The sequence below is a fragment of the Halobacteriovorax sp. XZX-3 genome (assembly GCF_043196495.1).
Lineage (GTDB): Bacteria > Bdellovibrionota > Bacteriovoracia > Bacteriovoracales > Bacteriovoracaceae > Halobacteriovorax_A.
Genome location: NZ_JBEBMO010000001.1, coordinates 353,445 through 368,415, shown reverse-complemented (window position 1 = coordinate 368,415; position 14,971 = coordinate 353,445). Strand labels below are relative to the sequence as shown.

At 34.4% G+C, this 14,971-nt stretch carries 14 protein-coding genes; 13 read left to right on the top strand and 1 reads right to left on the bottom strand.

Annotated features, from left to right (window positions below; genetic code table 11):
* Positions 1-9 precede the first annotated feature (9 nt).
* From ABMA70_RS01665 to ABMA70_RS01625, 9 genes are all read left to right on the top strand, one after another.
* Positions 10-1,350, top strand: a complete 1,341-nt coding sequence (locus ABMA70_RS01665; RefSeq protein WP_392991917.1) for a cytochrome P450 — start codon at positions 10-12, stop codon at positions 1,348-1,350.
* 25 nt (positions 1,351-1,375) lie between these two features.
* Positions 1,376-2,953: a hypothetical protein gene (locus ABMA70_RS01660; protein WP_392991919.1), complete on the top strand. Its 1,578-nt coding sequence runs from the start codon at positions 1,376-1,378 to the stop codon at positions 2,951-2,953.
* The gene (locus ABMA70_RS01655; protein ID WP_392991921.1) at positions 2,953-3,534 is read left to right on the top strand and encodes a hypothetical protein; all 582 of its coding nucleotides are present in this window, start codon (positions 2,953-2,955) and stop codon (positions 3,532-3,534) included. The genes ABMA70_RS01660 and ABMA70_RS01655 overlap by 1 nt, the downstream gene beginning before the upstream one ends.
* A 37-nt stretch (positions 3,535-3,571) precedes the next feature.
* Positions 3,572-4,141: a hypothetical protein gene (locus ABMA70_RS01650; protein ID WP_103217242.1), complete on the top strand. Its 570-nt coding sequence runs from the start codon at positions 3,572-3,574 to the stop codon at positions 4,139-4,141.
* A 70-nt stretch (positions 4,142-4,211) separates the two neighbouring features.
* A complete protein-coding gene (locus ABMA70_RS01645) occupies positions 4,212-5,129 on the top strand; it encodes a hypothetical protein (RefSeq protein WP_392991923.1) in 918 nt (305 codons plus the stop codon).
* Between the two features lie 107 nt (positions 5,130-5,236).
* Positions 5,237-8,713: a DUF3857 domain-containing protein gene (locus ABMA70_RS01640; protein ID WP_392991925.1), complete on the top strand. Its 3,477-nt coding sequence runs from the start codon at positions 5,237-5,239 to the stop codon at positions 8,711-8,713.
* 220 nt (positions 8,714-8,933) lie between these two features.
* Complete coding sequence (locus tag ABMA70_RS01635; RefSeq protein WP_392991927.1) at positions 8,934-9,551, top strand: hypothetical protein; 618 nt, start codon at positions 8,934-8,936, stop codon at positions 9,549-9,551.
* Positions 9,551-10,534 carry a tyrosine-type recombinase/integrase gene (locus ABMA70_RS01630; protein WP_392991929.1) on the top strand — a complete coding sequence of 328 codons (984 nt, stop codon included), beginning with the start codon at positions 9,551-9,553 and terminating at the stop codon, positions 10,532-10,534. Before ABMA70_RS01635 ends, ABMA70_RS01630 begins: the two co-directional genes overlap by 1 nt.
* Positions 10,534-11,409: a hypothetical protein gene (locus ABMA70_RS01625; protein WP_392991931.1), complete on the top strand. Its 876-nt coding sequence runs from the start codon at positions 10,534-10,536 to the stop codon at positions 11,407-11,409. Before ABMA70_RS01630 ends, ABMA70_RS01625 begins: the two co-directional genes overlap by 1 nt.
* 73 nt (positions 11,410-11,482) lie before the next feature.
* On the opposite strand, the gene ABMA70_RS01620 is transcribed toward ABMA70_RS01625, so the two are convergent.
* The gene (locus ABMA70_RS01620) at positions 11,483-12,145 is read right to left on the bottom strand and encodes a hypothetical protein (RefSeq protein ID WP_392991933.1); all 663 of its coding nucleotides are present in this window, start codon (positions 12,143-12,145) and stop codon (positions 11,483-11,485) included.
* A gap of 184 nt (positions 12,146-12,329) precedes the next feature.
* Here ABMA70_RS01620 and ABMA70_RS01615 point away from each other — a divergent pair, with 184 nt between their 5' ends.
* From ABMA70_RS01615 to ABMA70_RS01600, 4 genes are all read left to right on the top strand, one after another.
* Positions 12,330-12,881, top strand: coding sequence for a hypothetical protein (locus ABMA70_RS01615; protein ID WP_103217236.1), 552 nt, complete (start codon positions 12,330-12,332; stop codon positions 12,879-12,881).
* A 212-nt stretch (positions 12,882-13,093) separates the two neighbouring features.
* Positions 13,094-13,870 (top strand): hypothetical protein, encoded by a 777-nt coding sequence (locus tag ABMA70_RS01610; protein WP_392991935.1) that lies wholly within the window; start codon positions 13,094-13,096, stop codon positions 13,868-13,870.
* Complete coding sequence (locus ABMA70_RS01605; RefSeq protein WP_392991936.1) at positions 13,860-14,420, top strand: hypothetical protein; 561 nt, start codon at positions 13,860-13,862, stop codon at positions 14,418-14,420. Before ABMA70_RS01610 ends, ABMA70_RS01605 begins: the two co-directional genes overlap by 11 nt.
* The gene (locus ABMA70_RS01600) at positions 14,401-14,964 is read left to right on the top strand and encodes a hypothetical protein (RefSeq protein WP_392991938.1); all 564 of its coding nucleotides are present in this window, start codon (positions 14,401-14,403) and stop codon (positions 14,962-14,964) included. The genes ABMA70_RS01605 and ABMA70_RS01600 overlap by 20 nt, the downstream gene beginning before the upstream one ends.
* Positions 14,965-14,971: the final 7 nt, after the last annotated feature.

Below are 14,971 nucleotides of genomic sequence, written 5' to 3'. Positions count from 1 at the left end.
AAGGTTAATATGAGTACAATTCCAAGCTTAAAAACATTACCTGTAATCGGCAGTATTGGAGAGTTAGACTTCAAAAAGTGTCTATTTGATCAGCTTAATGAGAAAAGCAAGGTGCTTGGAGATTCATATCGTTTTAAAATTTTTCATAAAGATATTGTGGTAATCGGAAATTATGATCTCTATAAAGAAGTAATTGTTAAAAAAAGAAATACTTTTTTAAAAGGAAGTACCCTTAATGAGATTAAACACATCAATAAAGGGAGGCCCTCAATTCTAGATGCCGATGGTAAAACGTGGCAGGATTTAAGAGGGGAGTTAGTCCATTTCTTTACACCTAAAGTATTAGAAAACCTATATGATATTACAAGCAAGCGACTTGAAAAGTCACTTCCACTATTTGATGATCATTCAATTGTTGATGATGTTGAAGTATTGATGGGAAAAATTGCTTTGGCCATCACAAGTGAGTTCTTTATTGAACATAATTTTCAAATTAATAAAGAGGAAATTACAAATTCAAATGCAGATAGCGATAGTTTCTATTACTTTCAAAAATTTCTTATTGCCGAACTTACTAAGCGAATGAACTATGGCCCAATGTGGAAATACTTACCAACGCTTAGCAACCTACGATTTTCTAAATTTATTAAGGAAGGAAAACAATTTGTTCGTGAAAAAGTTGAGAAAGGGACAACTAGTTATACATTAATTACTCACTTAAAAAATCAAGGCCTAGATACTGAAGCAATTATTGGTCAAATATATGGCCTAGTAGGAGCTTCTTTTGAATCAACAGCTGTCTCTCTAACATGGGCCCTTTACTTTCTAGCTCAAAATCAAGAATTACAAAATGAATTATATCAAGAGTTAGCTACACTAGATCTTAACGATTCAAATTCAATAATTAAAAATGAAATATTGGAAAATTATGTTGCAGAAACCCTTCGCTTAAGGCCGGCCTTCCCTATCTTGTTTAGAGAAGCAGCAGAAGATGAAGAGTTAACAAGCGAAGATATTACATTCAAAGTTAAGAAGGGGACAATCGTCTTTTCACTTCTGGGTAAAATCCTCAATAATCAAGAAATTTGGGGTGAAGATCACGATAAATTTAATCCAAAGCGTTTTAATCATTTAACAAGTGAGCAGAAGAAAGCATATATTCCTTACTCAACAGGAACACGTACTTGTCTAGGGCGTGAAATGGCAAGTATTGAAGTAAAGCTCATTCTTGCCCATATATTAAGAAGTTATCATATCAGGCCAGCATGTGATTTAGCGCAAGTAAAACCAAAGCAAAAATTTGTTTTCAGTAGTGATCGTGAAATTTCTTTAGAATTTATACGTCGATAAATCCAATTTATGTTAAAATTTAGGAATGAGATTTATTATAGTCCTTTCCTTATTTTTTAATACTTATGCAGCTCAAAAATTACGCCATAAGAAAATTGATATCAATAAAGATGGTAAGATCGATCGCATCGAAATAAGTCTTGGAAAGAAAATTGTTGAAATTCAAGAAGATCGAAATGGCGATGGAAAATTTGAGTTTATCACGAAGTTCAACCTAAAAGAGATATACAAACAAACATTACAAGATACCAACGGTGATGGGAAAATTGATCGTAGGGTTAGTTATCGAAAACTAAATGATTCTCAATTTCAGGCAACAATTGAAGTTGATAAGGATTTTGATGGCGTCTTCGAAATAAAATACAAAAACACTCAAAGCTTAATTCAGAAACAAGAATGTCATTTACCACAATCGAAGTCTGTAATTGGCGAGCTATCTGCTCTTGTTAATAAAGTCAGTGCAAGCTTTGATGATGGATTCCTACCTACTGATTTTGGTTATCGCATTGAAAATGCTTGTCTTTCTAAATGGGGACAGGATTTTCCAAACTTCTTAAAGAGCTCTATTCACGACGGTATTGCATGCTTAAAGGAGCTAGGAAAAGATATTAAAAATCCCGTGGGTTCAACTCGCATTGCATATGATTTAGAACAACTTCTAAGTAAAAATGAAGTTACTGTAATGTGTACAGATCGTGCCGATGACATGAAGTACTGGGAAGGAACTCTGGCCTATGCTTCTGTTTCAGAAAAAACACAGGACGCATATGGTGGGAAAGTTAAACACCCTTATATGGCCATCAATCCTGGTCAACCCACATCTCTAGAGTTTACTCCTGAAGGTGATGCAGAAAGAAATGAACTTAGAAAAACTCTCTTCCATGAGCAACTTCATAACCTAGGCTATTCTCATGGCGAGGGATTTGAGTTTTCTTACGCTTGTGAGGACTGTTGCTTGTCTTATAATAGTGACGATGAAAAGGCACGAGTTGAAGCTGCTTGTCGAGTATGTCGGGGAGATTATAATAATGAAGGTGACGTTCGTTATGTAAGAGATTTCTTAGATTATTCAAAACATGCTTATCTATCAAGTAATGGAATGCGTGCCACAATAAACTATATAAAGGAAAATCCAGGAAGCATTGAAGCACAAGCGCTTCTTGCTCGTGCTCAAGGTGAATATTTTAATCCGATAGGATTGCACTTATCGACTTTAATTGTCTCTGATTGGGGACCAAAAATGTATGATAATGAAATGGCCAATGAACTGATTGATAAAATTGAAGAAGAGAGTTCTGCTGATTATGCGGCCTACCCTTCAGCTCGAATTGTTGCTTCAGTATTTCATGAAGCCTATATTAAGCAAGATCCTGTAAAAACCTTAGAGCTACTTAAAAATAATATATCTGCGATAAAGGATAATTTAAATAAGAGAATGAAAGATACTGATATGTATAACGACTATTATGCATCTAGTGTTAAAGATTCGTTAAGTATTGTGATTGATGATCTCTACTTAAATGATCACCTCGGTCTCGGGACAGGACACACTCTTGAGCTACAGGAAATACGAAATAGCTTAAAAGAGGATGATTTTTACTAATGTCACAAAAGAAAGTTCTGGTAATTTTAATACTAATATTTGTCACGACAATTATCGCGGCCATTGGCTTTGGAAAGTATAAAGAATATGTTGATTCTCAATTACTTGATAAGAGTCTCTTTGATGGATATGCACAAAGGCCAATTGCTGATCTTAATAAGGGCATATCAACATTACAAATTTCTGCTGAAGCTAAGAAAACGATGACCGATTCACTTCATAAGGTTGTTGCCGCAATTGAGAACCTATACACTAGCGATGATAAGCAAAGTAATATCATGTCAGTCAAGATTTTACGCTGTTTCTATAGAGAGTTAATGTACACGCAAAAAGAATTTCAGTTAGATATTTACAAACTTATGCCGTTAAAGAAATCTTGGGATGAAATTCAATATCCAAAAAATACCTCAAAGACTTTCTTACAAAAGAAAATTGGAAAAATTGGTGTTGCGGCAAAGATCAATAATCAGTTTTGTTTTGAACAAGGCCTAGCTTCTAAGCAACGAGCGGAACCTAGTAGGAATACCGATAGCTTTAAGGGCCTATTTCATAAGTTAAATATTCTTAAAAAAGTACTTTGATGGTTGTTTAAATACACTTATGCCCGATGAGCTTCTTATGATTAAGTATCTCACTCTCCTTATATTTATAATTTGCTTTATCTTAGTCTCGGCTTTCTCTTGTTCTAGTAATAAGAAAGATGATGAGCGAAAGCCTAGTTCAGAGGAACTAAGTGATTATGAACGCCTCGATCAGAATTGGCGTGACAGGGGAATTGAGGCCCGAGATAACCTTGGTATGATTGAAAATCGTTTTGGCCAACAAGATATGTGTATCAAGGATTTTGAGCGAGCTTTTTATTACTTTGCAATACCTGAGCATGCCTATGTGCTAAAGGCCAAGCAATCTTCTGGTATGGTTTATACATTTAATATCTTACACGGTAGTGAGCTTAGAGATGACCCATCTTTTTTAAAAATGACTATGGTTAATTTCTACTATGACACTAAAGGTGCGCTGATAAAGGTGGATGTACCAATTCTTGCTAGAGGTTGGCGTATGCAAATGTCTTCTAAAACACCTAATGGTTTTATGATAGATAATTCAAAATGCTATTACTTTATTAATATAAATGATCCTTTTGAGTCAGGAGTACTTTCAGTTACGACAGAGGGCAAGGACATTTAATAATATACGCAGTTAGAAAATTAAGATTTTTTAAATATTTTGATTGTTACCAGTGGGCTAGCATCGTTTCATGAAATTTCTTATTGTAATTATTTGTTTCAATTTTAGTTCGTATGCCTTGGAAGTTGATAGCTTCACACATCGTGATAAGGCCATTGTTAAGGATGATGCTTTAGATGAAGTTAATAAGTACGTTAATGGAAAAATTAGATCGGCCGTTGCTGAAGCAAATCATTCGGATGAGATATTTGGACAATCATGTAGCGAATATACAATACGTCGAAAAGTTAAAAAGAAATTAGTTGCAAGTTTTAAAGGTTTCTTTGTCAGCGCTCCTCTTCAACGCTATATCGACAAGGGAAGAATTGGAAAAGAATATCTGGTAAAGACAAAAAAGAGTGAGTCCATCTTTCGCTATATTCCACTTATCTATAAACCAATTTTGAATCTAACTCCTTACTCTCCATTACTAAAAGTAAATGATGCTCTCGTTGGAAGTGACAAATTTAGCCATCTATTTAATGTCGGCTACCTCTATTATCGAAAGTTAGAACATGGCCTATCAATTAAAGAGATAATTCACTATGGTAAGAATGCAGAAAATATCATGTGGGGAGGATTCTTTAATGGCATTGTTTCAAATGGTGATCTTGTCGCTAACTTTCAAGGGATGCGCTTTTATCAGAAACTCTTTGGTAAAGGAATTGATCCTCTTACTAATGAAGACCTCACTGGAACCGGTGTGATAAAATGTATAGACGGGAAGTTTAAAGCAACTCGTGATATCGATATGGCCGATTTTGTTGATGAAGGAATGGATGAAGGGATAAATTGTAATTCCTATACATCGAAATTTATGCGTAAAAATATCAAGAAGGCCATGGATCAAATATCCATGTCTTGTCCAGTTGCAGTTGATCGCTGCCTAGCTATGGGAGAAAAGTATGCGGCCTTTAGCAAGTATCTTATTTATGGTGAGTGTCGCTAAAATCATGAACTTATCTAGTTATTCTATTGTTTCCCTAAATATAAAATATTTTTAATAATTATTGTTGTTTCACCGATAAGTAGTAGTAATTACAGAGAGGTGACGGTTTGAAACTCAGAGTTTACATAGTTATTATTGTATTTATATCATGTTTTGGGTTTAGCTCATTTGCTAGATATGCCATAAAAAAAGATTTAAGTTATCAGATCCTTGATAGTCACTCAGATTACAATATTAAAAGTTCAGGTCATCAAAAAGAGAAACATACTCTTGTTTATGAGATCTTAAATACTCATGGGATCGAAAATTTTAAAATATTTAAACTTCCATATAATAAACTAAGTGTAAATCTTGATGTTCATTCTATAACTGTTACGAACAAGGGCAAAGAGGTTTCAGTAGACCTCTCTAAGGCACAAAGAACACCTGCATCACAATCAAATGATGGCCTAAATTCTAATTTCTACTATGCTATTCCTATTCCTAATCTTCAGGTGAATTCAAAGCTAAAGGTTGTTTATACAAAACAAACAAAAATTCCTCGTAACTTTTTCGATAATGTATTTACCTATGGAATGAATATATTAGAACAAAACTCAGTTGTTGAAATAAGCTCACAGGTTCCCATTCACATTAAAGAAAATGATCCTTCAGACTCTGTATTAGTTGAAACGACTGAATTAGACGGGATCTACAAAGTAAAGATTGTTCAGTTGAAACCATTACTTACAGTTCCAGTTAACGAGTATGGTGCAATAATGGAATATAAGGATGTTCATTGGGTGGTCTTAAGCTCTATTGATAATTGGTCTAAGTATTCTCAAATTTATTATAAAAAGTATGAGGATCGTTTAAAAGATGAGTTACCAAAAAATCTAAAATTAATAAAGGATAACGCAAGTAAGATTAATGGACTGGAAAAACAAGTTGATTATATTCTTGCCGAAATTGCTAAGAAATTCAATTACATTGGTGATTGGCGTGCTATTGGGAGTGGATATGTACCACGATCACTCAAAGATATCGCTTCTTCTGGCTACGGTGACTGTAAAGACTTCTCAATTAGTGTCATTAAAATATTACGAGAATTAGGTTACGAAGCACATACAGCTTTTGTAAAGCGTGGTGCCAGCGGTCACAGTGAATATATAGACATGACTCTTCCAAGAAGTAGTGCATTTAACCATGCAATAGTTCACATAAAAGATAAAGGTCAATCTTATTGGGTTGATCCAACTAACCCTAGCTCTTTCGGCCTATCTATTCGTGATGATATAGCAGATAGAAAAGCACTAGTTCTTTGGGACAAAAAAGATGTTATTCACAGTATTCCTGAGATTAATGGCAAGGATAATCTTATTAGTATTGATAAGAACTACGACCTTTTTGATGACCTAAACTTTGCTGTAAATGGAAAAGTTAAGTTTACTGGTTCAAATAAACTTCTACTTAGTGAGATAAAAAAACAAGGTGGAGACACTTTGGTGAATAAATTTCTTGTCGGTATTATGCGTGATATCGATACAGTAAATGAGATTGATTTTAAAGGCCTAGATGTCGATAAGTATAGTTTCAATAAAGATGTAGAAGCAAGTTTTTCATATAAAGATGTGTTAACTGATAGTGATAAGGATGGTGTCCCTGTTAGCACTAAGGAAGCGAAGCCACTGACGACATTATCTAAGGCATTTTGGAGTAAGCATAGTTTTGCACGGTATCTTGGTCCAAAAATTTCATTTGAAAGAAATATTACAATAAATAATGCAAAACTCGGAGAATTCAACAAGTCTAACTGTTTAATTAGATCGAAATGGATCGATTACGAAAGCAAGATTAATTATAAAAACAATACTCTTAGTCTTTTTGAAAGTTATACAGTTAAAAAAAATGTGATCAGCAGAGCTGATATTAAAAGTGAAGAACACAATAAGCTTAATACTGAAATAGATAATTGCTTCTTTGGAGATATTGCCAAGTTTACATCAATGAATAGAGAAATTAAAAAAAGTGATCTCGTTGAAGTTGCAAAAATGAATGTCGATGAACGTTTAAAATACGTTAAAAGTAAAATAGCTGAAAAAGATGGTGGTGGGTTTAAGGAATTAGAATTGTTAATGGGTATCATAAATGATGATCCAAATAATAAGGAGGCCTTTTATCATGCAGCTAAAATAAATGAATCATTTTCTGTTGTTCGAGGGCCAGCTGATGTGGCAAAAATTAGATATGCCGACGCCCTTATTAGCAAGGCCATTAAGATTGATCCTGATTATACTGATGCAATTGTTGAGAAGATTTGGTTAACACATCGTTTAACACCAAAAGCAGATATGATACCTGTTGCTAAACAGATGATTGAAAAGTATCCGAAAGATAGGAATAAGTTCTATGCACTCATCGGAAAGATTTATAAGGATAAGAAGGATTATCAGAAGTCGATTGACTACTTCGAAAAGAGCATTGTCGATGAAGTTCGATATGAAAAGCTTTATAAAGCCTATAGTGATATTGGTATTAATTACGTTTACTTGAAAAAGTTTGAACTTGCTAGAGAGAAGCTTAAACAATGTTTAAGCCTAAGACCCAACTACCAGAGATGCGCTATAAGTATGAAGTATAGCTATGCTGATGAAAAGGACTTTGAAAATGCTATAAAGTGGGGAAAGAAGGCCTATGAGATAAAACAGAACGGATATGGAGTTGATGCGTATACTTATGCTCACATTGACTATGGAGCGCATCTAAGAAGAGAGAAGAAGTATGAATTGGCAATTACTCAGTACAAGAAGAGTTTGAAAATAAGGCAAACTGGTAAAGCATACCTCGGCCTGATCAAGTCATTAAATAAACTTAAAAGATATAATGAGGCATATGAGAACTTAAACCTCGCTTTCAAGAATCCTGAATATACTTACTATGTAAATGCTTTTAATAAACAGATGGTAGATACTTTAATAGCTCTAAAGAAGGATAAGGAGTTATTAGAGTTTTCACAAGAGATGAATCCAGAAGAGAATGATCCTGTTTATCAAACATATTTGATGGCCACTGCTGCTCATTACTTCGCTAAAAATAATCAAAAAGAAGAAATCTCGGTTTTCTACAAAAAAATGAAAATGCTCTTTAAAGTTAAGGAAGTTAAGGAGGATTACGAGTCAGTAAACTTTATTCTAAGTGTTGTTTATAACTATGCCTTCATGAGCTTTGATAAAGCCGCAATTCAATATGGAAATAATGTACTAGGTACACTATCAAAGCTATCAAAATCTGATGCGCAAAAAAGTCTTACACAACAATATCGTGATCGATTTGCTATGTTTACTCCAGAACGTATAGAGCAAGAAAAGCAAAGACGAAATATCGCATCAGTTCTCGGTGATGGTGATAATCAAAATCTAAATTTGGTAATAAATATTATTTTACATTACAAAAAAGAATTTTCTTTGATTTGCGTTTTACTTTTAATTCTAGTGTTACATAAAAGACACAAAAGAATCATGGCCGAAAAAGAAAGGCGTAGAAAAAGAAGGAAGAAAAAAAGAAAAGCACTAACTAAATCGACTAAAGACAAGATTGCATCGTAACAATATTGTCTATTGCTATAATTTTAATGTCGTTTAAAAATATTTACCGTGACAAATTTTGACCTCAAAAACATGACATGTTTTTAGGTTTAAAGTAACATGTCATGTATCTAGGCATAATTGGAGTTATGCCTAGATATAAAAAAATAGAAATCGACGTGGGGAAAAATTGATATATGACCCATGTGAATGATAAAATTAAAATAAGCAAGGAGCGCTTATGAAACAGCTTAGATCTCTGTCTGGAAGGACGTCTCAAGCATCGACACCTTTAATCGATAATACAAAACCGACATATGATGAATACGATATGATTGTTCTATCTAGTGGAAGCAATCAGAGTGAATTTGCTCAAAAGCATAATAATGATGAAGTTATCCATAAGACTCTCATGATTAAGTCTAAGTATATTTCTTGGGCCTACGATCTTGTGGCCTCAAAGATTACAAGAAAGAAACCAGGACTTGGGACAATTCTAAAGGCATTAGTTGAGCAATATGATAAGGAGCTTATTCGTAAGAAGAGACTCCTAACAAAGCTTAGAAACCTTTTTGATCTAATCATTGATGATACAGAGCTTTTAATCTCTAATAAGAAACATGGTCGTATCTCACAGGCCCAGCACTACCAAGAGCGTGTGCTTAAAGGACGCCATATTTTTAAGAGACTTCACTTCGAATATATGTTTGATGAAGATGACCTTTTAGAGGCCTTTACAAAGAAAGAATTGGCCCAAATTAATACATGGGTTATCTCGCCTAAGGAAAACCTTCTAGAAGCACTCGAGTCATGGTCTAAGAGTTATAAGCATACAGTTGATGAAGGATCGTTTCAGTAATGGTTGGAGTAAGCTATTCTAGGTCAAGGGCCATAAGGCCTGCTAGATCGAATGCAAAAATTAACGATATCTTTGAGGACTTCCTGACCAAGTCTAATTCTGCTCATACCAGAGATGCCTATAGACGAGACCTTAAGAAGTTTCTAACGTTTCTAAAAGGATTTGAGACCTTTTCAAGCCTATCTGATGTTTCCCAGAGGCATATCTCGGCCTACCGAGACCATCTTCTAAAAAACGAAGAACTAAAAGATGCCACGGTGGCAAGACATCTGTCGTCCATAAAGCGCTTCTTTGACTTCTTAGTTGAAAAAGAGCTTTGCTATAAGAATCCAGCAACTGGAGTCTTTCGCCCTAAAGTTGTCATGGAAGTTAAAACCAATGATCTTAGTGCACCTGAAGTTATGGACCTCTTTGAGAGTGTAAATCAAAAGAACCGCGATGGAAGCAATAATCTAAGTGGTGTCCTTCACTATACGATTCTACGTGTGATGTTCTATACCTTACTTAGAAAGTCGGAATTAATTGCGCTAAAAGTAGGGGACTTTGCTAGTGATAATATTGGCAATTACCTTCATGTACGAAGTAAGGGTGGCAAGAAACAAAAGGTCTACATCTCTGATGAAACCTTCAGTGACATTAAACACTATATGGAAGTCTTTAGCGCTCGCCGTGAATTTCTTGAAAATGAGCCTTTATTTACCTCTGGCCGTAAGTCTCAGGAACTTAAACCTCTTAATCGAAATACCATCGATCAGATCTTTCAAAAATACGCAAAGCTTGCTGGGATTAAGCATAAGATATCTCCCCACTCATCACGTGCTACAGGCATTGGTAATCTCTATGAGAACGGAGCAAGCCTTGAGGATCAGGCAACGTATGCGAGGCACTCAGACCCGCGTATGACTTTTTTGTATAATAAGCGTCGAAAAGAAAAGATTAATGAAATTGCAAATATAGTGAATTACTTAGAAAAGGATAGTTGATGAGATTAGTTTTAATTGCACTACTTCTAGTGTGTGCTTCTTGCTCTCTACCGCCAAAGAGAGGGGCCAGTGAAGAAGAGATTAGTTATAATAGAGTTTTAGATTTAAAAAAGTCAGGACGATTAAATATTTCTACGGCCTTTGCTCAAATATACAAAATAGAAAATCCTGATAGCGCTCGCCTAGAAGAAATTGATTATCTTATATGTGAAAATCAGCAAAACACCAGAAAAATATATTATCAAAATAATTACCTGTGCTGGTCGGAACTTTCAAGGAAATATCCTAATTATAGGACCTCAGATGTAAAAAGACACTTAGATGAAAATAGAGGAAAAATAAATCCTAAGAAAAAAATTGGTTTATATGAATTTTCATTTGGACAATCCTTTCTAAGAAGTAGCTCATACAAAGCTATAAGTAACAGCGATAAAACTCAGCATTATTCTTTTTTCTATACTTCACATGAAAATGCTAAGTACTCTCATGCCTTATTGATTGGATTATCTTTTTTAAAAACTAAAAAATTAAAATTTAATCAAGAATACGACTTACATCAGAATGTACTATCATATGGGTATTCATTTAGAGCTCAATTCTTAGAATCTAAACTGAATGCGAATGTTGAAATTTCCCCGACATTTGTATCAAACTTTATATCTAAGGAGGAGTCCGATAAATCTACAACAAAAGTAGGTGGGCTAATCAAAATTTCTATCGACTATTTATTATATAAAGCAGATTACTCTATCTTTAATCCGTATTACTATTTAACCTTTGGGGTTTCACACTATCAAAACCCAGGTTTTGATCTCGATGGTGTTGGTTTTAAAGGCGGAGGTGATACAAATTGGTTTATTGGTATAAAGCTCTAATTAGGTACGTCGATACTTTTTGTATAATTTGTAAAGAGCCTCGAACTAAATTCGAGGCCATTTAATTTATTAATTATTTTTCGTAACCGCGAGCTTCAATTTCTGCTCTTACGATCTTTTTAAAATCATATGCATCAATTACTCCGCCGTAAACAACTGTGAAGTATCTTGGATTTAATTGTAACTCTCTAAATGTTACAGGATCTCTTTTTCCGTTTAGAGCTGCTTGAAGAAATGTCTTATATCCTCTTGACTCTAAGTAAGCGATACCTTCTTCTGTTAAAACTGTATTTCTCTTATACCCTTCACAAAGTGACCTGCTATCATTTAGGTCTTTTAATACATCAAGAAACTCTTCATTCGAAATTTTAAAACGTTTTGCAACTGAGCGTTTAAATTTTTTAAAGTCTTTTTTATGGTCTTCACTATTTTCATTCATTGTTGATACAAATCTCTTATAGAACTTATAAGTTCCTTTGTAATGAATCGACTTGTAAAGAACAATTGGTGATACCAATACTGCAGCAAGTGGCGATACAATAATTGAGTATGCATCTCCACTTGCCAATAGAAATTCGAACATATCTTTATACTCACTGCCCATAACTGCTAAGACATTCTTAGAAGCTTTCTCATTGTGCTGGATTGTTGTATTTTCATAAATTCCTACACAATTAGCTGAAACAGATGCTGAAAGTGTTGATACTAATGCTAGTGCTAATAATAATTTTTTCATGTTTTTCTCCTCGTTTTCATAATCATGTTTTGTTTGTTTGATTGTTTTTCTGTGAGGACAAGATAATCGATAGCTGAATTTCTCTCATTTACATCAGGTGACGTTTTCAAAAAGTGTGTAAGCTTTACACTTTTTTAAGAATATTTAAGTACTTAGATGTTTAAACGATCCCGATAAACCCTTCATGTCATACTTGGATCTATGTAGCGAATATAAGAAATCTCGAGAGCTCTTCTTTAAAACCCATGATGATGCCTCAAATTTTGCAGCAACTTTGTTTAAAGGTTTTAAAAGTCATTTGGGTATTGCAGAGAGTGAGTACGATCTTATTAAGCTCGTTCCAACCATTCAGTTTAGTGAAGAAGATGAAGGAGAATATTTTTCACCTATTGATGAGGACGTCTCCTATACACCTCACGGGGCCGTAAAGCTTGCTGAAAATGGTTATTGGATTTTTTCAATCCTACTTAGACTTCACATGGATGGTAATAAGAGTTTGCAGCCAGCAGAAAATATTAAGTTTGATTTTAGCTACAAGAAAGGCAAAGACGCAATTCTCTTTAAGTATGTGCAAGACAAGCCTGATATGCAGATCAAGTCCCAAGAGTTAGAAAGCTTCTTAGCGGAGAGTGTGTATCCAGAAATGGAGAAAACTGTGGTGGACTTCTATCGTAGCCAAGTTAAGTTTTTTCAACATGACAGAAGCCTAGAGCGAAAGATTGGGCTTATCCCATGAGCGAAACTTAGAAAATTGGCACCTTTTTCCGCTTTAGAAGCAATCAAAGATAACTCTCCTGTATTACAAGATTTAAGGCCAATAAAATATTCCAGTTACTTAGCTTGGTAACTTTAAAAGAAGCTAAAGCAGTCTTATTATCATTATGAATTGATACTCTAGAGCTCTAAACGAGGTTAAGATTAAGTTATTGTTTTCTTAAGGGGGAGTTCTTGAAATATACAAGATTATTTGTATTTGTTGCGATTATTATCTTAGGACTTAGCTCATGCTCAAATCCGTCTCGTAGGCCACTTGAAGTTTTAGATCACGAAAGACTTATCAATGTAACAGCTTATCGATCTTTTTCTATTGAATATTTTAGAATGTTGGCCAATGTGAAATATCAGTATTCTCAAATCCCTGTATCAAAATACCCCGAGCTTAAAAATAATCCGGCCTATTTATATTATAGTACTTTGGATGCCGATAAATTATATGCAAAGTATAAGCAAAATCTCAAGTCAAAAACGAAAAGGGATGAGACTTATAGTTTCGCTTATAAGCTAAGTGATTCCCCCGCTTGGAAGAATTATGATCATAAACGAAACTTCTATAATAGCGTGAATACGAATGAGATTGTTAACAGCTTCAAGAAATTTGACCAAAAAGCAAACAAGAAGAAAATTGCATATGCCAAAAAAATTCTTGAACTAGAGCTTTCTTTTAGTGTTGCCGATGAAGTTTTAAAAAGAATGACCGACAAAATTCCTAAATACGAAACAAAAACATTTCTAAAGATCAACTTCTCTAGCATGATGAAGGTTTCAAGAGAAATTTCGTTACCATATTACTTTCTTGTCATCAAAAATATCAAAGATGAAGACATAGAGAAAATTATCAAAATCTATGAAGGTCCAGAGTTTAAACTCTACAAGAAGGTTTTAATTGATACGATCATAACTGACATGGATGAATATAAGAAAAAGGGACAAAGAAATGAAGTCTAAGCTGCTACTTTTAATCATATTATTTTCATCACTATCTTGTGCAACAAAGAAGCTGAGCGCTGAAAATGAGGCCCGCTATAAACGCGATAAGAGTCGCTATGCAAAGATTTTGGTCATCCCACGCTATTATAATGGCAATGCTGATGGGAAACGTAGTTCGAAGCCTCTTGGTGTTTCGCTAGGACTTAATCCGGTCGAGCTTAAGGACTTTGAAATCTGTAGTTTAAAAAGTTGTAAGAATAGAAAGGAAAGTCGCAGGCTTAAGATCACAATAGAGGTCTATCAAGAAGCCGGTCCTGCTTCATTCTTATCTGCTATGACTTTAACAGTTATACCGGCTAAGGAAACCACATGGCTTAGGGCCACTACAATCGTTGAAGATGCTAAGGGAAATGAAATTGATCGCTTTAGTGTTGCCGACGGACTCGAAACTTATTTTCAGCTGTTCTTCGCTTTCGCTATGCCGTTTCAAATTAACCCGTCTGGTGAGGTTGTGAACAATCTAGTCGAGCGCAGTCTAAAGATTGCGTATGATAAGAAGCTTATTTAGAGACATGTATAAGAAAAAGAAGTTCTTCTTCAGTTTTATTGGGCTATTAATATTTGCTGCTGGCGCAAGTCCAGGCACATTTATGGTAACACAAGCAATAATTAGCGAGAGAAGCTTTGTCGCAAATTTAGCTTATATTTTCTTTGCAGTCGCATTTAATTTGTGGATTAACCTTTCTTCTGTAATATTTGCCTTATTTGTTCTCTTCTTATTTTGCAAGTTATTAGAACGTATTGATACAAGTTTTAAAAATACTGAGATTTTCCACCACTTGGTTTTTGCTCTTTTCCCATGCGTCTCTATGGGGCTAAATATGTACTTCGCAAAAAAATTATATTATGTGATGCTCCTATCATATGGGACTATTTTATTGATCCTTTCATATCACTACTTAACAAAGAAAATTGAATTTAAACCTATTCGTGTTTTTCTTGTTTCAACGATTTGGTTATTAATTGGAACGCTCTTATCTGTTTCAAGTATTCTTCTCGTAGCGGTAAACTCTGTGCCTGCTGTGAAGCTATGGGATTACTTTAAAGGATAAAGAAGTT

Coding starts and splice junctions, on each gene's coding strand:
- ABMA70_RS01655 (WP_392991921.1), top strand. CDS start 2,953: ATGTCACAAAAGAAAGTTCTGGTAATTTTAATACTAATATTTGTCACG.
- ABMA70_RS01665 (WP_392991917.1), top strand. CDS start 10: ATGAGTACAATTCCAAGCTTAAAAACATTACCTGTAATCGGCAGTATT.
- ABMA70_RS01645 (WP_392991923.1), top strand. CDS start 4,212: ATGAAATTTCTTATTGTAATTATTTGTTTCAATTTTAGTTCGTATGCC.
- ABMA70_RS01660 (WP_392991919.1), top strand. CDS start 1,376: ATGAGATTTATTATAGTCCTTTCCTTATTTTTTAATACTTATGCAGCT.
- ABMA70_RS01625 (WP_392991931.1), top strand. CDS start 10,534: ATGAGATTAGTTTTAATTGCACTACTTCTAGTGTGTGCTTCTTGCTCT.
- ABMA70_RS01635 (WP_392991927.1), top strand. CDS start 8,934: ATGAAACAGCTTAGATCTCTGTCTGGAAGGACGTCTCAAGCATCGACA.
- ABMA70_RS01600 (WP_392991938.1), top strand. CDS start 14,401: ATGATAAGAAGCTTATTTAGAGACATGTATAAGAAAAAGAAGTTCTTC.
- ABMA70_RS01605 (WP_392991936.1), top strand. CDS start 13,860: ATGAAGTCTAAGCTGCTACTTTTAATCATATTATTTTCATCACTATCT.
- ABMA70_RS01620 (WP_392991933.1), bottom strand. CDS start 12,145: ATGAAAAAATTATTATTAGCACTAGCATTAGTATCAACACTTTCAGCA.
- ABMA70_RS01615 (WP_103217236.1), top strand. CDS start 12,330: ATGTCATACTTGGATCTATGTAGCGAATATAAGAAATCTCGAGAGCTC.
- ABMA70_RS01650 (WP_103217242.1), top strand. CDS start 3,572: ATGATTAAGTATCTCACTCTCCTTATATTTATAATTTGCTTTATCTTA.
- ABMA70_RS01630 (WP_392991929.1), top strand. CDS start 9,551: ATGGTTGGAGTAAGCTATTCTAGGTCAAGGGCCATAAGGCCTGCTAGA.